This window comes from Yoonia sp. JB2-21, assembly GCF_055693545.1.
Genome location: NZ_JBVFUC010000001.1, coordinates 2,789,428 through 2,809,805, shown reverse-complemented (window position 1 = coordinate 2,809,805; position 20,378 = coordinate 2,789,428). Strand labels below are relative to the sequence as shown.

22 protein-coding genes and 2 pseudogenes are annotated in these 20,378 nt (G+C 57.2%); 14 read left to right on the top strand and 10 right to left on the bottom strand.

What is annotated here, in order from left to right; genetic code table 11:
• Window positions 1-63 precede the first annotated feature (63 nt).
• Entirely contained in the window at window positions 64-531 is a 468-nt protein-coding gene (locus ACZ1G5_RS14180) for an EF-hand domain-containing protein (protein WP_472733459.1), read from the bottom strand.
• 191 nt (window positions 532-722) lie between these two features.
• Here ACZ1G5_RS14180 and ACZ1G5_RS14175 point away from each other — a divergent pair, with 191 nt between their 5' ends.
• A complete protein-coding gene (locus tag ACZ1G5_RS14175; protein WP_472733458.1) occupies window positions 723-1,112 on the top strand; it encodes a DUF983 domain-containing protein in 390 nt (129 codons plus the stop codon).
• Between the two features lie 51 nt (window positions 1,113-1,163).
• Window positions 1,164-1,798, top strand: a pseudogene (locus ACZ1G5_RS14170) (NUDIX hydrolase).
• Here the strand turns inward: ACZ1G5_RS14170 and ACZ1G5_RS14165 are convergent.
• Both ACZ1G5_RS14165 and ACZ1G5_RS14160 read right to left on the bottom strand, forming a co-directional pair.
• Window positions 1,795-2,697 (bottom strand): DMT family transporter, encoded by a 903-nt coding sequence (locus tag ACZ1G5_RS14165; RefSeq protein ID WP_472733457.1) that lies wholly within the window; start codon window positions 2,695-2,697, stop codon window positions 1,795-1,797. The pseudogene ACZ1G5_RS14170 and the gene ACZ1G5_RS14165 overlap by 4 nt on opposite strands.
• Before the next feature lie 23 nt (window positions 2,698-2,720).
• Window positions 2,721-3,608: a fatty acid desaturase gene (locus tag ACZ1G5_RS14160; protein WP_472733456.1), complete on the bottom strand. Its 888-nt coding sequence runs from the start codon at window positions 3,606-3,608 to the stop codon at window positions 2,721-2,723.
• Between the two features lie 96 nt (window positions 3,609-3,704).
• On the opposite strand from ACZ1G5_RS14160, the gene ACZ1G5_RS14155 reads away from it, so the two are divergent.
• Window positions 3,705-4,553, top strand: coding sequence for a helix-turn-helix domain-containing protein (locus ACZ1G5_RS14155; protein WP_472733455.1), 849 nt, complete (start codon window positions 3,705-3,707; stop codon window positions 4,551-4,553).
• Here ACZ1G5_RS14155 and ACZ1G5_RS14150 read toward each other — a convergent pair.
• The 4 genes from ACZ1G5_RS14150 to bcoG are packed head-to-tail and all read right to left on the bottom strand — an operon-like array spanning window position 4,550 to window position 7,715.
• On the bottom strand, window positions 4,550-6,010 hold the full coding sequence (locus ACZ1G5_RS14150; RefSeq protein WP_472733454.1) for a carnitine 3-dehydrogenase: 1,461 nt from the start codon (window positions 6,008-6,010) through the stop codon (window positions 4,550-4,552). The genes ACZ1G5_RS14155 and ACZ1G5_RS14150 overlap by 4 nt on opposite strands.
• A gap of 3 nt (window positions 6,011-6,013) precedes the next feature.
• Entirely contained in the window at window positions 6,014-6,274 is a 261-nt protein-coding gene (locus ACZ1G5_RS14145; RefSeq protein ID WP_472733453.1) for a hypothetical protein, read from the bottom strand.
• A gap of 2 nt (window positions 6,275-6,276) precedes the next feature.
• Window positions 6,277-6,804, bottom strand: a complete 528-nt coding sequence (locus ACZ1G5_RS14140; protein WP_472733452.1) for a lipocalin family protein — start codon at window positions 6,802-6,804, stop codon at window positions 6,277-6,279.
• Window positions 6,801-7,715 (bottom strand): 3-dehydrocarnitine:acetyl-CoA trimethylamine transferase BcoG, encoded by a 915-nt coding sequence (gene bcoG / locus ACZ1G5_RS14135; RefSeq protein ID WP_472733451.1) that lies wholly within the window; start codon window positions 7,713-7,715, stop codon window positions 6,801-6,803. The genes ACZ1G5_RS14140 and bcoG overlap by 4 nt, the downstream gene beginning before the upstream one ends.
• A gap of 250 nt (window positions 7,716-7,965) precedes the next feature.
• Here bcoG and ACZ1G5_RS14130 point away from each other — a divergent pair, with 250 nt between their 5' ends.
• A complete protein-coding gene (locus ACZ1G5_RS14130) occupies window positions 7,966-8,448 on the top strand; it encodes a GNAT family N-acetyltransferase (protein WP_472733450.1) in 483 nt (160 codons plus the stop codon).
• Window positions 8,449-8,463: 15 nt separating this feature from the next.
• On the opposite strand, the gene ACZ1G5_RS14125 is transcribed toward ACZ1G5_RS14130, so the two are convergent.
• Entirely contained in the window at window positions 8,464-9,507 is a 1,044-nt protein-coding gene (locus ACZ1G5_RS14125) for an aldo/keto reductase (protein ID WP_472733449.1), read from the bottom strand.
• 131 nt (window positions 9,508-9,638) lie between these two features.
• Between ACZ1G5_RS14125 and ACZ1G5_RS14120 the strand changes: the two genes are divergently transcribed.
• The 5 genes from ACZ1G5_RS14120 to ACZ1G5_RS14100 all read left to right on the top strand — a co-directional run bounded on the left by ACZ1G5_RS14120 (window position 9,639) and on the right by ACZ1G5_RS14100 (window position 14,020).
• The gene (locus tag ACZ1G5_RS14120; protein ID WP_472733448.1) at window positions 9,639-10,862 is read left to right on the top strand and encodes an MFS transporter; all 1,224 of its coding nucleotides are present in this window, start codon (window positions 9,639-9,641) and stop codon (window positions 10,860-10,862) included.
• 69 nt (window positions 10,863-10,931) lie between these two features.
• Window positions 10,932-12,650, top strand: coding sequence for a methionine--tRNA ligase (metG, locus tag ACZ1G5_RS14115; RefSeq protein ID WP_472733447.1), 1,719 nt, complete (start codon window positions 10,932-10,934; stop codon window positions 12,648-12,650).
• 2 nt (window positions 12,651-12,652) lie between these two features.
• Entirely contained in the window at window positions 12,653-13,255 is a 603-nt protein-coding gene (locus ACZ1G5_RS14110; protein ID WP_472733446.1) for a YdeI/OmpD-associated family protein, read from the top strand.
• Between the two features lie 52 nt (window positions 13,256-13,307).
• Window positions 13,308-13,484, top strand: a complete 177-nt coding sequence (locus tag ACZ1G5_RS14105) for a cytidylyltransferase domain-containing protein (protein ID WP_472733445.1) — start codon at window positions 13,308-13,310, stop codon at window positions 13,482-13,484.
• A gap of 23 nt (window positions 13,485-13,507) precedes the next feature.
• Window positions 13,508-14,020 (top strand): acylneuraminate cytidylyltransferase family protein, encoded by a 513-nt coding sequence (locus ACZ1G5_RS14100; RefSeq protein WP_472733444.1) that lies wholly within the window; start codon window positions 13,508-13,510, stop codon window positions 14,018-14,020.
• 55 nt (window positions 14,021-14,075) lie between these two features.
• Here the strand turns inward: ACZ1G5_RS14100 and ACZ1G5_RS14095 are convergent, their stop codons facing one another.
• The gene (locus tag ACZ1G5_RS14095) at window positions 14,076-14,783 is read right to left on the bottom strand and encodes a tyrosine-protein phosphatase (protein ID WP_472733443.1); all 708 of its coding nucleotides are present in this window, start codon (window positions 14,781-14,783) and stop codon (window positions 14,076-14,078) included.
• A 132-nt stretch (window positions 14,784-14,915) separates the two neighbouring features.
• Here ACZ1G5_RS14095 and ACZ1G5_RS14090 point away from each other — a divergent pair, with 132 nt between their 5' ends.
• From ACZ1G5_RS14090 to ACZ1G5_RS14070, 5 genes and pseudogenes are all read left to right on the top strand, one after another.
• The gene (locus tag ACZ1G5_RS14090; RefSeq protein ID WP_472733442.1) at window positions 14,916-15,947 is read left to right on the top strand and encodes an N-acetylneuraminate synthase family protein; all 1,032 of its coding nucleotides are present in this window, start codon (window positions 14,916-14,918) and stop codon (window positions 15,945-15,947) included.
• Window positions 15,940-17,076 carry a capsular polysaccharide export protein, LipB/KpsS family gene (locus ACZ1G5_RS14085; protein WP_472733441.1) on the top strand — a complete coding sequence of 379 codons (1,137 nt, stop codon included), beginning with the start codon at window positions 15,940-15,942 and terminating at the stop codon, window positions 17,074-17,076. The genes ACZ1G5_RS14090 and ACZ1G5_RS14085 overlap by 8 nt, the downstream gene beginning before the upstream one ends.
• A complete protein-coding gene (locus ACZ1G5_RS14080; protein ID WP_472733440.1) occupies window positions 17,073-17,993 on the top strand; it encodes a glycosyltransferase family 92 protein in 921 nt (306 codons plus the stop codon). The genes ACZ1G5_RS14085 and ACZ1G5_RS14080 overlap by 4 nt, the downstream gene beginning before the upstream one ends.
• Window positions 17,994-18,062: 69 nt before the next feature.
• Window positions 18,063-19,297: pseudogene (locus ACZ1G5_RS14075) on the top strand (putative DNA modification/repair radical SAM protein).
• On the top strand, window positions 19,297-20,130 hold the full coding sequence (locus tag ACZ1G5_RS14070; RefSeq protein WP_472733439.1) for a TIGR03915 family putative DNA repair protein: 834 nt from the start codon (window positions 19,297-19,299) through the stop codon (window positions 20,128-20,130). Before ACZ1G5_RS14075 ends, ACZ1G5_RS14070 begins: the two are co-directional and overlap by 1 nt.
• On the opposite strand, the gene ACZ1G5_RS14065 is transcribed toward ACZ1G5_RS14070, so the two are convergent.
• A complete protein-coding gene (locus tag ACZ1G5_RS14065; RefSeq protein ID WP_472733438.1) occupies window positions 20,127-20,312 on the bottom strand; it encodes a hypothetical protein in 186 nt (61 codons plus the stop codon). The two genes, ACZ1G5_RS14070 and ACZ1G5_RS14065, sit on opposite strands and share 4 nt — an antisense overlap.
• Between the last annotated feature and the right edge of the window lie 66 nt (window positions 20,313-20,378).

The following is a 20,378-nucleotide window of genomic DNA, read 5'->3' as shown; positions in this document are numbered from 1 at the left end:
TAGCCAACTTGGACTAAAGAGGCAATTGTCAGGAGATGAGACACCCCCTGACAATAGCGTCACTCAACCGCGGCCTTTGGGGCCATGCCCGCGGCGTCCATCGCGACGCTCGCCCATACGTTCCTGAGCTTGCTCGAATTCTTCTGCCGAGATTGTTCCGTCGTCGTCGGCATCTACACGGTCAAACATCTGTGCTGCCCGACGTTCTTCTCGCGTTGGCATTTCATCAAGTTGCAACGCACCGTCACCGTTCGCATCAAAACGTTCAATCATTGTTGCCGCACGCTCAGAGGCTTGGGCAGTTGCCTGTGCGGTCAGTTCGTCCGGGGACAAGGCGCCGTCACCATTCGTGTCCATATCGGCGAAACGAGCCTCACCGCGCGCCTGCATTTCGTCCAGCGTCAAGGTCCCATCGCCATTCAGATCAAGCGTTGAAAAGTCTGGGCGTTCGCGTTGCTCTTGTGCTTGCACCGCGCCGGCACTCATCACGAGGCCTGAAAGAAGGGCTGCCATCAAAATCTTGGGTTTCATTGTCGTTTCCTTTGCTCAGTTGATCGCAGCGTTTCCTCGCTGCTGACCCCTCTTCAACGTCGCAGGCGACAGGTTCCGTCGCGCGACATGCAAAAAAGTTTCGAGTGGCCGAACCATACGTCATTTCCACACGCCCCTTTCCAAAATCGCCCCGATAGGTCATGTGAAGGATGAAGGATGGAGCACCCGTTATGTCCAACGCCGAAACCGAATTCGATGATCGCCCGACAAAACCTGCCGTATTAAGGGGGCTACGCTGCAAATGTCCCAATTGTGGCGAAGCAAATCTCTTCGTCAAATACCTTAAGGTTGTCGACACATGTCCCCATTGCAACGAAGCCCTGCACCATCACCGGGCAGATGATGGCCCGGCCTATCTGACTATTTTGTTGGTTGGCCATATTCTTGGTTTTGCTATTCACTTTATGTGGGTGCAGTTCCGGCCAGAGCCGTGGGTTATGGCCACGTCACTGACGATCGGGGCTGTCGCGCTGTCCCTCTTTCTTTTGCCGCGTATGAAGGGCATGGTCGTGGCCATTCAATGGGCGCGCCGGATGCATGGGTTCGGCCACAGCGGCTAGGGCAGGCAGATCGACAAAACAGCTATCAGAGACGCGTCCACAATTATTGTTTTGCGTGAGGCCGGGACGACGCCATCGGTTTTGATGGGCCAGCGTGGCGCCAACGCCGCATTCATGCCGGGTAAGTTTGTTTTCCCCGGCGGCGCAGTGGACGCAAATGACGCGACAGTGCCTGCCACACCGCTTTCTGACATCGACAAAGCGCGCCTCGCTGGTGAAAGCACGCAATCGCCCGTGGCACTCGCTGCCGCCGCTATCCGCGAGCTTTGGGAAGAAACAGGTCAAATTCTGGGTCATCCGGATATTTGGGGCGATCCGCCACAAGGCTGGCGCGGTTTTGCGGCCTCCGGGCATGTGCCAAATGCCGCCGCTCTGAGTTTCTTTTTCGTGCCGTCACGCCTGCTGGACGCCCCCGGCGCTTTGACGCACGATTTTTTCTTGCTGATGCTACAAAGCTGTGCACCAACCCCGATGACTTTTCAAACGCTGAAGATGAGTTGGCCCATCTACAATGGGTGCCCTTGGCAGATGCCCGGCAATTTGACCTGCCCTTCATCACCCAAGTGGTCCTTGCAGAGCTGACCAATCACATCAAGCGCGGTGGCCCGCCAACAGATGTGCCCTTCTTTCGCAATGACGATGAGGCCCATCTGGTCAGCCGTCTGGACGGACGCAGCCCGATCTAGAGCAGAAAAACCAGCATGATGATACTACAGGTCAGCAAGGCCAGCCCCTGCCATTCGCGCGCCGTCACCCTTTCGCCAAACACAAACGCACCGATCACCAGTGAAAACAGCAATTCGATTTGTCCAACGGCGTTCACGTAGGCGGCATTCTGCAAGGTAAAAGCCGTGAACCAGCAGATCGACCCGATCATGCTGGTGATCCCAACCAGCCCCGCCACGCGCCAGGACGCCAACACACGCGTAATCTCACCCCGTTCCCGCCATGCCAACCATAGCGCCATGGCGACGGTCTGAAATGCGGTGACCAAAGCCAGCGTGATGATCGCGCGGTAGAACACGTCGCCCTCAACCAGCGACAATGATGCGCCGCGATATCCGTTGCCAGAGATCCCGAACAGCACCCCGGCCCCAAGGCCCAAAGCGGTTGCGCGATTGAAAATGCGCTGATGCCACGGCCCAACACCCCCCGGTGGGTCTGACAGCAACAGCACCCCTGCCAGCCCGATCAGCATGGCCAGAATTGTCAGGGTCGTGAATGTATCACCCAGAATGAGGAACCCGAAAAGGGCGCTCAGCAGCACTTCGGTCTTTTTGAATGTGATACCGACGGCAAAATTGCGATGGCTGAACAGGGCGACAACGCACATGGTGGCCAATATCTGTGATGTGCCGCCAGCCAAAGCATAGGGCCAAAACGCAGCCGGAATCTCTGGCGCACCCTGCCCGGTCGTTGAAGCGTAGACAAACGCAATCACAGCGACCAAAGGCGAAGAATAGATGAACCGCGCGAATGTCGCGCCAGCCGTCGACAGCGCCATACCTTTCAACCGCTTTTGCAGCATGAAGCGCAGGGTCTGTGCGGTCGCCGCACCAATCGTGATGGGAATCCAGAGTTCCATCCGCCCCCTATGCCCGCATTCGTTCAGCGCCGCCAGAGCGGGTGTGCAACAGGGTCTTTGGGTGTCCACAGATATGCGGTGATCACCTGACGGTAGGATGCGAAAAAGTAACCGCCATTGCGTCGCAAATAGTGGTCTTTGCGCGTCTGATACATGGCGGGCAGCCTGTACCACGGAACGCGGGGATGCATATGATGAACGACATGTAAGTTATTGTTTAGGAACAGGAACCCAAAGACACCCCCGCGTTCAACAATGACGCTCCGCCCGCTGGCACGTTCGTGTGCCTGATGTTCAAGGAAGGTGCGCAGCTTGAGGATCGACATCGCAACATAGGCAGCGATCAGGTAAGCCCAAACAGGCATTGGTGCGCATATCACGACGCTCAGGACCGCGATCACCGCAGGTAAATGTATCAGCCAACCGCGCCGCACTACGGCATCGCCTTTGCGCCAATCGCCGGTGATGAAGGCCAAGGTCCCGACGATCGGTCCGAGTGTCAGCCGCCCCGCCAGAGTGTTGTTGAAGAGCAGGACCATTTGGATAGGTCTTGGCAGGCGCTCCCACACGGTGGCGTCCAGATAGTTGCTCTCGGGGTCATCAAATGGATCAGTGATCACCTCATCACGGTGGTGCGCCAGATGGGTCGCCTTGAAACGTACGTAAGGGATGAAAAACGTCAATGGCGGCCAGATGAGTAAATCGTTCAACCACATACGCGAAAACGGATGCCCATGGATCACCTCGTGCTGCAAAGATGCATGCAGGGCGATAGTCATTGCCGCCAGTGGAATGCCTGCCCAAACCGGCAAAGCCCACAGCGCGGCAATCCAAAGCCCGTAGCACCCAACAATCAAGAATACTGTTGGCCAGGCGATTGCATTGGACGAAGTGTCTGTCTTTGGTTCCATACATGCAGCTTTATGCGCAAGAGGCATGCCGAAACCATTCTGAAACTAGTTCACAAATTTACCAAAACGTGATCATTATCTTTTATGTTAATAATTATGGACAAGCGTGAACGCGCCGCCATCTTTCGCACCCGATTACAAGTGGGCATGGATCAAACGGGCATCAGTCAAAGCGCCCTGGCCCGCCAAGCCGGTGTCGACCGTTCGACCCTATCGCAACTGATCAAGGATGATGGCGCACGCCTGCCCAACGGGCAGCTTGTGGCAGCCTGTGCTGCGGTTCTTGGCGTCAGCGCGGATTGGCTTTTGGGCCTGTCAGACCGCCCCGAACAGGCCGAAGATCTGGTCGCCAGTGCGATTTCCATGACGCAGGCCCCCCGTGCCTTGGTCGATGAGAAAATCTTTGCATGGCATCAGGAAGCGGCAGGTTACAAGATCCGCCACGTGCCTGCCGGATTGCCAGATATGCTCAAAACCGATGACATCCTGCGGTGGGAGTATGCGCCATCGTTGGACAAAACGATCGAACAGGCAATGGGTGCAAGCAATGACCGGCTGGAATGGATGCGCGGCGCGCGGTCAGACTACGAAATCGCAATCCCACTGTCCGAGATTGAAAGCTTTGCGCGCGGTGATGGCTATTACCGTGATCTGTCTCCTGCTTTGCGCAAACCACAACTCGAAAAGTTCCGCGATCTGCATGATCAATTGTACCCGGCCTTGCGACTGCATCTCTTTGATCAACGCAAACTCTATTCCGCCCCTGTCACGGTCTTTGGTCCACTTCTGGCGGTGATCTATATCGGCCAAAACTATCTCGTCTTTCGCGACACCGAGCGGGTCGCAGCCATCACCGCGCATTTTGACGAACTGGTGCGGGCGGCCAGTATCAGCCAACGCGACATTAGCAACTACTTCGATCAATTGATCGCAGACATGGGCTAACCGCGCACCCCGACGGCTTTGCCTACGCCTTCGGGCCTTGGTAATGCGGCATGGGCATTTGCCACCTTCGCCAAAGTCGCGGCGAGAGCCGTCGCCGGTTCGGATGCCTTTCGGGTCTCAAGGCTGACGTGGATCAGCATATGCTCGCCCGTTGCCAGTTCACGGTCGCCTTCAAACATGCGATGGAACAGATGCATCTTCTTGCCTGCACCGCTTAGCACTTGGGTTTCAATGCGAATGATGGCCCCGGCATGTACCTCGTCCAAATGCCGAATATGCGTCTCGGCGGTGAAATAGCTTCCGCCCGTCGCGATATAGTCCGCATCGCAACCGATCAGCAGCATCATCCGGTCGGTTGCATCGCCAAACGCCTGCAAGTACCGCGCCTCGTTCATGTGGCCGTTGTAGTCCGTCCAGTCTAGCGGGACAGCGCGGTGCACCGTCACAATCGGTTGGCTCAGATCATCGGGCAGCGTCACAGCACCTTCAACCCTGCGATCCTGTGCGTTCAAAAGCTTGCCTGCGCCCCAATCCTGCGCTTTCAGACCGCGTAGAATAGACACAAGGTTGTCGTCGCGGGCGCGTTCCAGCTCTCGGATCGTATATTGGCCCGATTGTGCGTCAGACTGGTCGGCCACCGCATCAATCAACTCATACGTCAACTCTGGCACATCCATCAGCTTGGTCCAAGGCCATTTCAGACAAGGGCCAAACTGTTCGATAAAGTGGCGCATCCCCGCCTCACCGCCCGCAATGCGGTAGGTTTCAAACAGGCCCATCTGCGCCCAGCGCAGGCCAAAACCATAGCGGATCGCGTTGTCGATTTCCGTCGTCGTGGCGATGCCGTCTTTGATCAGCCAAAGCGCCTCGCGCCAGACCGCCTCAAGAAAACGATCCGCGATATGGGCGTCGATTTCGGCGCGCACATGCAGCGGGTGCATGCCAAGACCGGTCAGAATGTCTTTGGCACGGTCCACAATCGCAGGGGCTGTTTTGTCGCTTGGCACCAGTTCGACCAAAGGCAACAGATAGACCGGGTTAAAGGGATGGGTCACCACGATCTGTTCGGGGCGGGTGGCACAGCCTTGCAGTTCCGAAGGTTTGAACCCGCTGGTGGAGGATCCGATCACAGCGTCATGCGGGCAATGTTCTTGCAGGGTCTGATAAACCTTACGCTTGAGGTCAAGCCGCTCCGGCACACTTTCCTGAATCCATGCGACACCATTGACGGCGGCTGACATCGTGTCATGAAAACTCAGTTGCCCTTCCACCGGCAAAGCCACATCAGACAGCCCCGGCAAGGACCTGCGGGCGTTGGCCAGCACTTCGTTGATCTTGCGTCCGGCCTCTGGATCAGGGTCAAAGACCCGCACATCCCAGCCCATCAGCAAGAACCGGGCAGCCCAGCCGCCACCGATCACGCCACCGCCGATGATGGCCGCTGTCTTCACGCCCATGATTTAGCCCGCGGGATTGTTTGCGGGGTTATCAAATTCGTCTGCTGGCACGGGCTCGCGCCGGATAGTCGGATCGCAGGCCACCATGGAAGTGTTGCTATCGCGAATGATCAGGCCGCCACGCGCGCGGCACTCTTCAAACGACATACGGTTGCCAATGACCATGAATTCACGCAGGCCGCCGCCACCGCCACCTCCGACACTCATGCCTGTGCCATCACATGCGGCCAAAGCCAGCACACTGCCCAATACCAAACGTTTCATCTCTAAAACTCCTCCAGTCGGGTCAGATCATAGCCGTTGAATGCCAAAACATCACGCGCTGCCTGCAACCGATCTGCACGAATGTCCGGGGTGCGGTTCAAAATCCACCCTGATCGGCCGTTCGGTGCGCCGACAACAGCTGTGCGATAGTCCTCGTCTACCCAAAGCACCCAGTAATCTGCGGCGACCAACGGAACCGAGGGAAAGCGCACCTTCAACCGGCCGGGTCCGACGATTTCGGCAGTGCCTTCGATGCGTCCGGTTTCAACGCCCTCCGTATCGCGGCAAATATTCAGCACTGAAAGCAAGCCGTCGTCGCGCAAACCATATTCGGCGGTCACACCGACGCAGCCCTCCTGAAAAGGCACCGGATAGCGCGACACCTCATGCCAGACACCCAAATAGCGGTCCGGTTCGAACACGGCTTTGGAGGAAATCGGCGTTTCCGTATCGCGGTAGACCGAAAACAAACCACCGCTATCCTGTGTCGCGCATCCAGCGAGCAAAAGGAGTAATGCAAGCGCCCTCATTGGGACACCGGCGCGCGTTTGGTCAGGCCCAGTTTGGCGCGAACTTCGGCCGGGCCAACAACTTTGGCCCCAAGATTTTCGACAATCCCAGCAGCCCGTTCGACCAGCTGTGCATTGGTCGCAAGGACGCCACGATCCAACATCAGGTTATCTTCCAACCCGACGCGTACATTGCCCCCTGCAAGGACCGATGCGGCCACATAAGGCATCTGACTGCGCCCCAGTCCAAAGGCCGAAAAGGTCCAATCATCGGGCACATTGTTGACCATCGCCATAAAGGTGTTCAGGTCATCCGGCGCGCCCCAAGGCACCCCCATGCACAGCTGCACCAGTGCGGGGCTGCCTAAGACGCCATCTTTGACCAACTGCTTGGCGTACCAAAGATGACCTGTATCGAACGCTTCAATCTCGGGCTTCACACCCAGATCGGTCATCATCTGCCCCATGACCACCAACATGCCGGGGGTGTTGGTCATGACATAATCAGCTTCAGCGAAATTCATCGTACCGCAATCCAGCGTGCAAATTTCTGGCAAGCATTCGGCGATATGGGCGACGCGTTCGGTGGCACCGACCATATCGGTGCCCGCGATGGTCGGCAGCGGGCTTTCGGTACCACCAAATACCATGTCACCGCCCATCCCGGCGGTCAGGTTCAGGACGACATCGACATCAGCGTCCCGGATGCGGTCCGTCAATTCACGATAAAGTGCCAGATCACGCGACGGCACGCCGGTGTCCGGGTCGCGCACATGGCAATGCACGATGGCGGCACCCGCTTTGGCGGCATCAATCGCACTGTCTGCAATCTGCTTAGGGGAACGTGGCACATGCGGGCTGCGGTCTTGGGTAGAGCCAGACCCGGTGACGGCGCAGGTAATAAACACCTCACGGTTCATCTCTAGTGGCATCTGGTGTCCTCCGTCCCTTGCTGCGGCGACATTTGCTGAATTCCCAACGTCGCACAAGCCAGAATTCTTGACAGGCGGACGCGCGCTCTGCCACAAGCGCCATATGACGAACGCTATGCAGACCACCACTGTCTATTTTACCAGCGCCATATCGCGGCGGCTGGCCCAGTTCTGATATCACACACCAGCCGCCCGTAAGGGTGTGCCGCGTGTCTGTCCTTGCGGGCAACCCCACAGCAAGGATAAGAACATGACCAAGATTTCAATCGACATTGCTACCCCCCGCGATCTGCGGCGCATCCAAGAGTTGATCCGCGAATTGTCCGCCTTTCATGGGGATGAAGCGCAAGTCACGCTGGAGCAATTGCAAAGCATCTTCTTCGGATCGCAGCCCAAGGGGATCGCCTTTGTTGCCCGTCAGTCCGATAAGATCGTTGGTTATGCAGGGGTGTTAGAGACCATCACCGTGCACAGCGCCATGCCGCGCTTTGATATCCATCACTTGCATGTGGTTGAGACCAGACGCAGCCAAGGCATCGGTCGGGCGCTGATCACGGCGGCACAAGGTTATGCAAAGCAGCGCGGAGCAGGTGGGCTGACCATTGGGACCGATCCGCGCAATGCGACAGCGCAAGCCGCCTATCGCGCGATGGGTTTGGAAGAGATCACCGATGCGGGGCCACGGTTTCAGATTGAGATATCCACAGAAGCATCAGGTAAGGTGGATCAATGATCCACCTTACGTCCATCAATAAGGCATCGGAAATTGCTGATGCACCGCGTCAATCTCAGCGATGAGCGCGTCAGACAGCACCACATCCCGTCCTCCAACGATCTGCGTCAACTGATCACTGGTCGTCGCCCCAAAGATCGCTGAAACAGGGAACGGACGCGTGCGTTGCCACGCCATCGCCATATGGACCGGATCAAGCCCGTGCTTGGCAGCCAGATCAAGATAGGCTTGCGCGGCTGGCCACAACCGGTCCGTAACGCGCCCCCCAAGTTCCCCGTTGATCGACAAGCGACTGCTTTCGGGCACGTTCCCATTCTGATATTTGCCGGTCAAGACACCACAGGCCAGAGGCGAAAATGAGAGCAGGGTAACGTCCTCATTCACCGCAACTTCCGCCAAATCAGTGTCGTAGAGACGGCACAGCAGGGAATATTCGTTCTGAACAGAGGCCATGCGCGGCAAACCCACTGCCTCTGCCTGATCAATCCATTTTGTCATGCCCCACGCGCTCTCGTTCGACATGCCAATGCTACGGATTTTGCCCGCCTTGACCATATCGCCCAGCGCTTCGAGCACATCCATCATGTGATCCATCGTCTGCTGACGGTTCTGACCCGACGGATCATATGTCCAGTTCTGGCGGAACATGTAAGAGCCCCGGATCGGCCAATGCAGCTGGTAGAGGTCGATCACATCCGTCTGCAACCGCGTGAGCGAGGTATCAACCGCCTCGCGGATGACCGCCCCGTCATAGCCACGCCCTTCGCGCACCCAGCCCGGGTTATTGCCGGATACTTTTGTGGCAATCACGACCTCATCCCGACGTCCGGTTTTGGTCAGCCAATTGCCAACAATCTGTTCAGACAGACCAACCGTCTCTGCCCGGATCGGGTTAACGGGATACATCTCGGCAGTATCCAGAAAATTGATCCCGGCATCCAAAGACATATCAAGCTGGCGATGGGCGTCCGCCTCCGGCGTTTGATTGCCAAATGTCATCGTGCCCAAGCACCATTCACTGACCATGATATCGGTGCGACCAAGGGGGAGCTGCTTCATCGGTTCTGCCTTCGATTTGTTTCGCGCTGGACATTAAGGCGCAGGGCGGCAGGGGCAAGGGGCCAAAGACGACATATCACTGGTCGATTATGATCTAGAAACCTGCGCGGAACAGGCGCATAGCTTCATGCATGCGCATGATCATTTCCTTCGCTGCTCTGTTTCTGTCTGTTGCTTTGCTACAGCTGTCATCGGGTGGTGTCGGCCCGTTGGACGCACTGACCGGGCTCGAACTCGGGTTTTCCCAGTCCCAAGTCGGCTTTCTGGGCTCTGCGCATTTCTTTGGCTTCTTCATCGGCTGTTGGTGGGCGCCGCGCCTGATGGGCAGTGTCGGCCATAGCCGGGCCTTCGCCACCTTTACGGCGATGGGGGCAATAGGATTGGCCGCGCATGTCGTTGTCGCGGACCCCTATTTCTGGGCATTTTTCCGGATTGGATCAGGCATCTGCGTCGCCGGCTGCTACACGGTGATCGAGGCATGGCTACAAGCCAAAGTCACCAATGAAACGCGCGGTCGCACGATGGCGGGCTACCGTATCGCGGATACCAGCGCGTCCTTTGTCGCGCAGTTCATGATCGGTGCCCTGGCCACAGTCGAAACCTATATCGCCTATAATATTCTGACGATCCTGTGCTGCGCATCGCTGCTACCACTGGCGTTGACCCGCGTGCCACAGCCCGAAACACCCAAGGCCACGCGTCTGCGCCCCGCACTTGCTTGGGCCTGTTCACCGCTTGGTGTCGCGGCTGTGCTGGTTGCGGCCCTTTCAAGCGCATCTTTTCGGATGGTTGGACCCATTTACGGACAAGAAGTCGGGCTGACGGCAAATCAAATCGGGTCGTTCTTGGCAGCCTTCGTCGCCGGCGGTGCCATCGCCCAATACCCGGTGGGCTGGCTTGCAGATAAATATGACCGACGCTGGGTAATGATCTGGCTTTCAGTTGCGGCAATCCTGTCCTGCACCTTCACAGTCGCGACAGCCGGGCACGGTACAACCATCATCCTGACAGCATCGTTCCTTTTCGGACTGACCACCTTTCCGATCTATTCGGTGGCCACCGCCCACGCGCATGATTTTGCGACCTCTGAACAGCGGGTCGAGCTGTCAGCGGCGCTGATGTTCTTTTTCGCCCTTGGTGCCATCGCGGCCCCCTACACCACCTCTGCGCTGATCGGGCTTTATGGCCCAGAAGCGCTGTTCTACTTCATCTCAGTGGGCCATGTGTTGCTGGTTATTTTCGGCCTGAGCCGGATGCGTGTGCGCAAAGCACCGGACGAGCGGACGCGCTACATCTACGCACCGCGCACGACCTTTGGGATCGGGCGGCTTTTGGGGCGCAGTCGGGACCGGTAGCATCAGCAACATCTGGCGCTTGGTCCCGCAGGTCGCTACATAGGCGCAAATCTTCAAGGACGCACGCTCATGGCCCGCCATCTGATCACATCTGCCATTCCCTATATCAACGGGATCAAACACCTTGGGAACCTTGTCGGTAGCCAATTGCCCGCTGACCTGTATGCCCGTTATCTGCGCCAGCGCGGGCATGAGGTGCTTTTCCTTTGTGCGACGGACGAACACGGCACACCTGCGGAATTGGCAGCCGCAAAAGCTGGAAAGCCAGTGGCCGACTATTGCGCCGAGATGCATGAAGTTCAGGCACAGATCGCGGACGGGTTTCGTCTGTCCTTTGACCACTTCGGCCGCTCGTCCAGCCCGCAGAACCACAAGCTGACGCAGGCTTTTTCCACCCGGTTGGCCAAGGTTGGTTTGATCAAAGAAGTCACCGAAGAACAGGTCTATTCCCTCGCTGACGGCCGTTTCCTGCCAGATCGTTATATTGAAGGCACCTGCCCCAATTGCGGGTTTGAGAGCGCCCGTGGGGATCAATGTGACAATTGCACCAAGCAGTTGGACCCGACCGATCTGATTGATGCGCATTCGACGATCTCGGGATCGACCGAATTGGAGGTGCGCGAGACCAAACACCTGTATCTGCGCCAATCGGAACTGAAAGATGATCTGGCCGCGTGGATCGACAGCAAGAAAGACTGGCCAATCTTGACCACGTCGATCGCCAAGAAATGGCTGACCGATGGTGACGGCCTGCAAGACCGCGGCATCACCCGCGATCTGGATTGGGGCATTCCGGTCAAGCAAGGCGACCAGACATGGCCCGGCATGGAGGGCAAGGTATTTTACGTCTGGTTCGATGCCCCCATTGAATACATCGCCTGCGCGCAGGAATGGGAAGACGCGGGCAAAGGTAGCGACTGGGCGCGATGGTGGCGCACGGACAAGGGCGCCGATGACGTGACCTACACCCAGTTTATGGGCAAGGATAACGTCCCGTTTCATACGCTGTCTTTCCCGGCGACGATCATGGGCACGCAGGAACCGTGGAAACTGGTCGATTACATCAAATCGTTCAACTATCTCAACTATGATGGTGGCCAGTTCAGCACCTCGCGCGGGCGCGGTGTGTTCATGGACCAAGCGCTAGAGCTTTTGCCGCCAGACTATTGGCGTTGGTGGCTTTTATCGCATGCGCCTGAATCGTCGGACGCCGAATTCACGTGGGAAAACTTCCAAACGGACGTGAATAAGGACCTCGCCGATGTCCTGGGCAACTTTGTTAGCCGGATCACTAAGTTTTGTCGGTCAAAGTTCAGCGAGGCCGTGCCAGAAGGTGGCACCTATGGCCCTGCCGAGGAACAGTTGATCGCCGATCTGACCACACGCATCCGCGCCTATGAAGGTCACATGGACGCGATGGAAGTGCGCAAATCCGCGGCTGAACTGCGCGCGATCTGGGTGCTGGGTAATGAATATCTGCAAGCCAACGCACCATGGACGACCTTCAAAACCGATCCCGAAACAGCGGCGATGCAAGTGCGCCTCGCCCTGAACCTGATCCGCATCTACGCGGTGTTGTCGGCGGCGTTCATTCCTGACGCGTCCAAGACGATGATCGACGCAATGCAGACCGATAACGACGCATGGCCGACTGACGTGGCAGCAGCGCTGGAGGTATTGCCCGCAGGCCATGCCTTCACCGTGCCCGAAAACCTGTTCCGCAAGATTACGGATGAAGAACGCGAAGACTGGGCAGCGCGTTTCGCCGGGACACGCAACGAAGGCTAGCAATGGCAAAACCGCCGCTTCAGGATGCGCCAGAAGTCACGGTCGAAAACCGTGCCGCCTTGCGTGACTGGCTGGCCCAGAACCACAACACCGCGCGCGGGGTTTGGGTTGTGACGTTCAAAAAGGTGGACGCCGACCGTTATCTGTCGCTGAGCGAAGTCGTGGATGAGGCGCTGTGCTTTGGCTGGGTCGACAGCCTGCCACGCGCAAAGGACGCGTTGCGCACCATGCTTTACCTGAGCCCGCGCAAACCCGGATCGAACTGGAGCCGCGTGAACAAGGATAAAGCAGCACGGCTGATCGCAGAGGGGCTGATGACATCCGCCGGACAAGCGGCCATTAATCGGGCCAAGGCGGATGGGAGCTGGACGGCGCTGGATGATGTCGAAAACCTCGTGATCCCAGCGGATCTTCAAGCAGCATTCAACGCAGTACCGGGGGCGCAGGCCAACTGGGATGCTTTCCCACGATCGGTGAAACGCGGCGCGCTGGAAATCCTGCTCAACGCCAAACGCGCCACGACACGCGCCGCCAAGATCGAGACCATCGTCAGCGCATCCGCCGAAAATATCCGACCGTTTCAGTGGACGGGGCGCAAGTCTTGACCGCCCTGCACTGTTCGGTCACATCCTTATTGGCGAATGCAGGAGGTTCATCATGATCATCGGTCATATTGGCGCGCGGGCAGGCAGCAAAGGTGTGCCAAACAAGAACTTCCGTATGTTGCACGGCAAGCATCTGATTGACTGGTCATTGGATCAGCTGCTGGAATCTAATCGGGTGGATCATGTTGTCGTGTCAACCGACTCCCCGAAATCTATGAACACGGACTAAGCCGCGGCTGTCTTGATATCGGATTGCGTCCTGCTGAACTTGCCACGGACACAGCGGCAAAATGGGATGTCTGGCAGCACGCGTTGGGCGAGGTGGAAAAACAAACGGGACCCGCGGCCGCATTCTTGGATCTTGATTGCACATCGCCACTTCGGTTGCCCAAAGACATTGACGCAGGTCTTGATCTTTATGCCCAACACTCGCCCGATATGGTGATGTCTTGCTGCGAAAGCCGCAAAAACCCATACTTCAACATGCTCGAAACCGACGCGAATGGCGCGCTAAAGGTATCAAAGCCACTGCCACATGGTGTCGTTGCGCGCCAGCAAGCGCCGATTGTTTATGATCATGTCGGGCTCGTTTATGTGGTCAAACCAAGCTACTTGCGCACCGCGACACGTCTGTTTGAGGGGCATGTTATTCCGCTCATCGTCCCGAATGAGCGCGGTTTGGATGTGGACAGTCCGTTCGATTGGGATGTGATCGAATACCTGCTCGGCAAACAAATAAGGGACGGCCTACGCGACCCGGCCTAAGCAGCCAACTTTCCTCAAGGTCATCTTACTGAAAAAGACCCATCGGTCCTGTTCGCTAGCGCCATCCCTGCCAGGGCTTCAGCGCCGCCTGTTTTTCCAAAAAGCTCTGCGTTACCGCCTCGCGGTCATACTCGGTCTCGATCCAGTCCACGATCCCGATAGGCGATTGTGCATTTCGCGCGGCATAAACATCAAAGAAATGATCAAGAACACCGGTGGCGGTCCGGCGAATATGCAGGTAGCGAAAACTCAGCTGCGAGCGGGCCTCGTCAAGCGTTTTTCCGTTGTGAACCATCAGATACAGGATCGCCGCCAACCCGGTTCTGTCCGCACCAGACTTGCAGTGCATCAGAAACGGGCGGTCTATCGTCTCGAACGCGTGCAGCAACGCGCGCAAAGCGGTCACCTTGGGTGCTCGGCGCGCGGTCAATTTGACCGTCACCAAAGTCATACCCAATGCAGCACAGCTTTCTTCTTCGAACAGGTAATGCGGTTGTTTTTCGACGCCCCGCAGGTTCAGAACCGCTTTGATGCCCATATTTGCATAGGCCGCGAACCGTTTAGGATCAGGTTGATTAGAACGATAAACACCGTCTGCAACCCGTTCAAAATTATGCCAGAACGTCCGAAAAATTCCGTGATCCAGCCAACGCATATGTTGCAGGGATTTGCGGCGTTCCTTGGGATCAGTGATGTCATGGCCAAAGGATTTGCGCAGGCTGCGTTCCTTTTGGTTCAATGCTCTGAAAAACTTACGGATCATGGCGGGGCTCTTACTGCGCTGTTGCGCTGTCACTTGGACCATGCGTTGGTTCATTGCAATGGGCTGTGCCCAATTGCCCTGCAACCTGAAACCCCATAAACACGCCATAACATCAGATGCAGGAGCCAGACCATGGACATCGCAGGCCGCAAGATCGGGCCAAAACACCCGCCGCTCATGATTGCCGACATCGGCATCAACCATGGGGGCAGTTTGGACGTCGCCAAAGAAATGGTCCGTTTGGCCGCCGGTGCCGGTTGCGAGATGATCAAACATCAGACGCATATCATCGAAGATGAGATGACCGATGAAGCCAAACAGATATTCCCGCCGAATGCCGATGTATCAATCTGGGATGTGATGGCGGAATGCGCCCTGTCTTTAGAGGATGAAACAGAGCTCAAGCGCTATACTGAAAGCCTTGGGATGATCTGGATTTCCACGCCGTTCTCTCGCGCTGCCGCTGATTTCCTGAATGATCTGGATGTGCCCGCTTTCAAAATCGGATCGGGTGAGGCCGACAACCTGCCTTTGATCCGGCATATCGCGCGGATGGGCAAACCGGTCATCATGTCGACCGGCATGCAAAGCATCGAAACCATTCGCGCATCAGTCGCAATCCTTGATGACGCCGGAATTGACTATGCCTTGTTGGAATGTACCAACCTCTATCCTTCCCCGCCGGAAATCGTGTCTCTTCAAGGTGTCACTGACCTGAAGTCCGCCTTCCCCAATGCAGTTGTCGGCTTTTCCGATCACTCGATCGGGCCAGAGATGGCGCTGGCCTCAGTCGCCTTAGGCGCCTGCATTCTTGAACGGCATTATACGGACACGCGTTACCGCAAAGGGCCAGACATCATCAATTCGATGGATCCGGCTGAACTGCGTTTGATCATTGACCGGTCGCGCGAAATTCATACTGCCCTGCACAACCCCAAACAGCGGACCAGGGCCGAAGAAGATGTTTACCGCTTCGCGCGCGCCTCTGTTGTCGCGGATCGCGACCTGCCTAGCGGGCACATCATCACCGAGGCGGACATCTGGGCACGACGCCCCGGCTCGGGCGAAATTGCGGGCTACGACTTCGACAAGGTTGTGGGCAAGACCCTGAAAACGGCTGTCACCCGCAACACCCAACTGACATGGGCGGACTTGGATGGCTGAGCCATTCACCTTTGTTTGCCTTGATCCGCGCAAAGAGAAGCGCGCGCGCATTGACAGCACTCTGAAACCACTGGGGGACCTAAACTGGCAACGCCTTCCCTCAATGGCGTTGGGCGACTGGCCGGAAACCGGCGACAGGGCAAAACACGCACTCTTGTCGGCACGCCGCATCCCGGCCTCACGGATCACGCGCAAACTTTGGAACCGCGTACTCTGCATGCAGTACAATGGCACCCGGCGCTATTTTGAACGCCATTCCACCCATATTGCGGTTGTGTGGAATGGGTTGAACGGATCCAGACGTGTTTTTGTTGATGCGGCAAAGGATGCCGGCGCAAAGACCCTGTCATTCGAATTAGGGCCTTTCCCGGGACGCGTCACTGTGGACCCCCAAGGTGTGAATTACGCCAATTGCCTGCCCCGCGATCCCGAACCCTATCAGACATGGCTGGAAAAAAGCGGTGTCGCACCAGATGCGTGGCGGGCCCTTGGGGCGCAGATCAAGCAACGAACGCCTGACCAACTTCCTGTTCAGGCGACCGGTTTGCCAGCACTAAATGAACCCTTTATTTTCGCACCACTTCAGGTTCCCGGTGACAGCCAACTGCGTCTTTTTGGCGGTCAGTTCCCCACTGTCGAGGCCTTTGTGCTGGCACTAATCGAAAGCGCAAAGGCATTGCCCGCCGGATGGCATCTGCGGGTGAAAGAGCACCCCAGCACGCCAGCTTTTGTCGCCAATATGCTGGAAGGCACTGATGCGCCAATCTATCTCGACAATGCCACTGACACTTTTGCGCAGGTCGGATCCAGCCGTGGTGTCATCACGATTAATTCGTCTGTCGGGTTGGAAGCGATGTTCTTTGACAAGCCGGTCGTGGCCTGCGGCAAGTGTTTTTGGGCGATCCCCGGCATGGCCATGCGCGCACAAGACCCGGATGCAATGAAAACCGCGATGCAGGCGGCCGCCGATTGGACCTTCGATCCGGCAACCCGCGATGCTGTCATGAGCTTTCTCGATCAGGTCTATTACCCAAAACTCGCCGGAAGCGACCCGCAGACGATCATCGACCGCCTGAACAATGAGGGACCCTTTGCCTTCGCCTCCGTCAGCCAAGGAGCGGTCGCATGATCTGGCCATTCCGCAAATCCACGCCAGCGCTGGCAACGCGGTTAGCCGTGAAAACGCCCACACCTGCAACATATCGCGCGCCGCTTGCTCTTGTGCTGATCGCCAAGAATGAGGCCATCCGCATTGGTGACTGGCTTGCATTTCATGCGCTGGCCGGGGTGAGCGACGTGATTTTGTATGACAACGGTTCAACCGATGACACGGTCGCGATTGCGACGGCCTTCGCGGGCCTTGATGTCACGGTGGTGCCCTGGACGCTTGAGGCGTCAGAAGCCAGGTCCGGTATGCGCCTGCACCAGCAGGTGCTGGCCTATGCCCATGCTATCGGCACCTTCGGTAGTCGCTTTGCCCGCATGGGTTTCATCGATGCAGACGAGTATATGGTGCCCCGCGATGCGATGACACTGCCAGAGGCGCTGACCAACCTGCCCTTTGCCAACATATCTTTGCCTTGGACAATGTTTGGCCACAACGGCCATGATACCACACCGCAAGACGCCGTGCCTTTTGCGTTCACCCAGCGTGCGCCTGTCAGTGAAGGGGCGCTGTTGAATTTCAAGTGCGTTGTCGACCCCTGCGAGGTGACCATGGTGAACCCGCATAGGTTCGAGACCAAAGCGATGGGCAATCAGTCGGTCAACACATGCGGCGTGCGTGCGCCAAACAAGCAGCGCCGCGATGCTTTCGTTCGCCACGATGTCATTCAGTTGAACCACTATTACCTAATGTCAGAGCAGGACATGCAAGCCAAGATCTCCGGAACAGCGATATCCGGCTCCGCCCATGCCCAGCGCAAAGAGGCTATCTTGCGTAAAGCTGCCCTGATTGAGACCGCGCCGATACGCGATCACGCCGCAACAGATTTTCTGGCCCGCCACGGTATTCATGACAGCGCCGCTCTGCGCGCACACTTCTAGGGCGCTATGACGCATTCGTTTTTCCTAACGGGCCTTGCTTCGACCCAAGATGGAACATAACATGAACATATGGCACGTCTGGACCTCTCTCAAAAACTGGCAATCCTCAGCGATGCCGCCCGCTATGACGCATCCTGCGCATCAAGTGGGACGACACGGCGCGATAGCAGGGATGGCAAAGGGTTGGGGTCGACCGAAGGGTCGGGGATTTGCCATGCCTATGCCCCGGACGGACGCTGCATCAGTCTGCTGAAGATATTAATGACGAACTTCTGCATCTATGATTGCGCATATTGCATCAACCGGGTGTCGTCGAACGTGCAGCGGGCCCGGTTTTCGCCCGATGAGGTCGTGCAACTGACGATCGAATTCTACCGTCGCAATTATATCGAAGGGCTGTTCTTGTCGTCGGGGATTATCCAATCGCCCGACAAGACGATGGAAGACATGCTGCGGATTGCCAAGCGGCTGCGCGAGGTCGAGAATTTTCGCGGCTATATCCACCTGAAAACGATTCCTGACGCCGCGCCGGAACTGATTGAACAGGCCGGGCTTTATGCAGACCGCTTGTCGATCAATGTGGAATTGCCGACAGACAATAGTGTCAAAGCGTATGCACCCGAAAAAAACCCCGCCACGATCCGCAAAGCGATGGGTGATGTGAAGTCGCGCAAGGAAGTGGCAAGCGAGCGAAGCTATACCGGAAAGCGCGGTAAGCGTTTCGTACCCGCCGGACAATCGACGCAGATGATTGTAGGGGCAGATGGGTCAACGGACGCGACGATCCTTGGGCAATCGACCAAGCTTTATGGCGACTACAAGCTCAAGCGTGTCTACTATTCAGCTTTTTCCCCAATCCCCGATGCAACGGCAAAACTTCCACTGATTAAACCGCCATTGGTCCGCGAGCACAGGCTCTATCAGGCTGACTGGCTCTTACGGTTCTATGGATTTGACGTGAAAGAGATTACATCCGCAAGACCGGACGGAAATCTTGATCTGGATGTGGATCCCAAACTGGCATGGGCATTGCAAAACCGGGCCCAATTTCCGGTGGATGTGAATAAGGCAGGCAAAGAAATGCTGCTGCGCATCCCCGGCTTTGGCACCCGAACCGTCGGGCGCATTCTGTCAACGCGGCGGCATCGCAACATTCGCTATGATGATTTGCTGCGCATGGGTGCCTCGCTGAAAAAAGCGCGCGCCTTTATCACGGCACAAGACTGGTCGCCCGGCGGGCTGACAGATAGCGCCGACCTGCGGGCGCGCTTTGCACCACCCCCCAACAGCTGAGCCTTTTTTGATGTACACCGTGCCCCTTCCCCGTATCGGAACAGATGTTGCATGGCGTGACGCCGCAAAGCGGCTGATCGGCGCGGGTGTATCACCTGATGACGTACTGTGGGACTTTGACAATGAAATGGGCGAACTGTTTGCGACGGCAACAACGCTGCCCCCCATCACCCGACGTATCAAAGCGCCTCAGAGCTTTGTTGAGATGGCGAATTGGGTCGTCTGGCACAAAGACCCGCAACGATTTGCCCGGCTCTATGCATTGCTCTGGCGGCTGCGACATCAGCCCGGCTTGATGCAGGACCGCGCCGATCCCGAACTTGCCAAACTACGCCAGATGGAAAAAGGCGTGCATCGCTGCAAACACAAGATGAAGGCCTTTGTGCGTTTTCGGGACCTCCGTCAAAAAGGCGACAGACGCAGCTTTGCCGCTTGGTTTGAGCCGACGCACCATACCGTTGAACCCACTGCACCGTTTTTTGCCCGGCGTTTCGCCGATATGGACTGGATGATTGCAACCCCGGATGTCACGGCACAGTTCGTGGATGGCAATTTGTCATTCCACCCCGGCCAACCCAAACCTGACCTGCCCGAAGACGGGGCAGAGGCATTATGGGGGACATATTTCTGTAACATCTTCAACCCAGCGCGCCTGAAGGTCAGCGCGATGACCTCAGAGATGCCCAGGAAATACTGGAAAAACCTGCCAGAAGCCCAACATATTCACGGGCTGATCATAGGCGCAGAGGCAAAGGTCCAGCAGATGCGCGACAATGCACCCACATTGCCGCCGGAACGCGCCGCAAAAATTCAGCGGCGGTTGCGTGGGGACGAAGACGGCTAGCCAAAAAGTGCGTTTGGTGTTCGGCTACCAACAAGTTGGCACCGATACTCGGCCTCGGCTTGACGTGATATGCGCACCGTTTCAGCGTTCAGTTCTGCCTGAACGCCCAGACCGGCACCAAAACCACCGCCGCTTTGGCTTGCCAAACGGCTGTAGGCAGAGCGAGATCGCCCCATCGACATAACGATGCGCCTGTGCCGCACGCGCTTGCGTCTGCCGCGTCGACTGGCCCGGCAAACAGGCATAGG

What these genes read in the sequence shown, in the direction of transcription:
- ACZ1G5_RS14180 (WP_472733459.1), bottom strand. Translation starts at nt 531, where the DNA reads ATGAAACCCAAGATTTTGATGGCAGCCCTTCTTTCAGGCCTCGTGATG.
- ACZ1G5_RS14175 (WP_472733458.1), top strand. Translation starts at nt 723, where the DNA reads ATGTCCAACGCCGAAACCGAATTCGATGATCGCCCGACAAAACCTGCC.
- ACZ1G5_RS14165 (WP_472733457.1), bottom strand. Translation starts at nt 2,697, where the DNA reads ATGGAACTCTGGATTCCCATCACGATTGGTGCGGCGACCGCACAGACC.
- ACZ1G5_RS14160 (WP_472733456.1), bottom strand. Translation starts at nt 3,608, where the DNA reads ATGGAACCAAAGACAGACACTTCGTCCAATGCAATCGCCTGGCCAACA.
- ACZ1G5_RS14155 (WP_472733455.1), top strand. Translation starts at nt 3,705, where the DNA reads ATGGACAAGCGTGAACGCGCCGCCATCTTTCGCACCCGATTACAAGTG.
- ACZ1G5_RS14150 (WP_472733454.1), bottom strand. Translation starts at nt 6,010, where the DNA reads ATGGGCGTGAAGACAGCGGCCATCATCGGCGGTGGCGTGATCGGTGGC.
- ACZ1G5_RS14145 (WP_472733453.1), bottom strand. Translation starts at nt 6,274, where the DNA reads ATGAAACGTTTGGTATTGGGCAGTGTGCTGGCTTTGGCCGCATGTGAT.
- ACZ1G5_RS14140 (WP_472733452.1), bottom strand. Translation starts at nt 6,804, where the DNA reads ATGAGGGCGCTTGCATTACTCCTTTTGCTCGCTGGATGCGCGACACAG.
- bcoG (WP_472733451.1), bottom strand. Translation starts at nt 7,715, where the DNA reads ATGCCACTAGAGATGAACCGTGAGGTGTTTATTACCTGCGCCGTCACC.
- ACZ1G5_RS14130 (WP_472733450.1), top strand. Translation starts at nt 7,966, where the DNA reads ATGACCAAGATTTCAATCGACATTGCTACCCCCCGCGATCTGCGGCGC.
- ACZ1G5_RS14125 (WP_472733449.1), bottom strand. Translation starts at nt 9,507, where the DNA reads ATGAAGCAGCTCCCCCTTGGTCGCACCGATATCATGGTCAGTGAATGG.
- ACZ1G5_RS14120 (WP_472733448.1), top strand. Translation starts at nt 9,639, where the DNA reads ATGCGCATGATCATTTCCTTCGCTGCTCTGTTTCTGTCTGTTGCTTTG.
- metG (WP_472733447.1), top strand. Translation starts at nt 10,932, where the DNA reads ATGGCCCGCCATCTGATCACATCTGCCATTCCCTATATCAACGGGATC.
- ACZ1G5_RS14110 (WP_472733446.1), top strand. Translation starts at nt 12,653, where the DNA reads ATGGCAAAACCGCCGCTTCAGGATGCGCCAGAAGTCACGGTCGAAAAC.
- ACZ1G5_RS14105 (WP_472733445.1), top strand. Translation starts at nt 13,308, where the DNA reads ATGATCATCGGTCATATTGGCGCGCGGGCAGGCAGCAAAGGTGTGCCA.
- ACZ1G5_RS14095 (WP_472733443.1), bottom strand. Translation starts at nt 14,783, where the DNA reads ATGATCCGTAAGTTTTTCAGAGCATTGAACCAAAAGGAACGCAGCCTG.
- ACZ1G5_RS14090 (WP_472733442.1), top strand. Translation starts at nt 14,916, where the DNA reads ATGGACATCGCAGGCCGCAAGATCGGGCCAAAACACCCGCCGCTCATG.
- ACZ1G5_RS14085 (WP_472733441.1), top strand. Translation starts at nt 15,940, where the DNA reads ATGGCTGAGCCATTCACCTTTGTTTGCCTTGATCCGCGCAAAGAGAAG.
- ACZ1G5_RS14080 (WP_472733440.1), top strand. Translation starts at nt 17,073, where the DNA reads ATGATCTGGCCATTCCGCAAATCCACGCCAGCGCTGGCAACGCGGTTA.
- ACZ1G5_RS14070 (WP_472733439.1), top strand. Translation starts at nt 19,297, where the DNA reads ATGTACACCGTGCCCCTTCCCCGTATCGGAACAGATGTTGCATGGCGT.
- ACZ1G5_RS14065 (WP_472733438.1), bottom strand. Translation starts at nt 20,312, where the DNA reads ATGTCGATGGGGCGATCTCGCTCTGCCTACAGCCGTTTGGCAAGCCAA.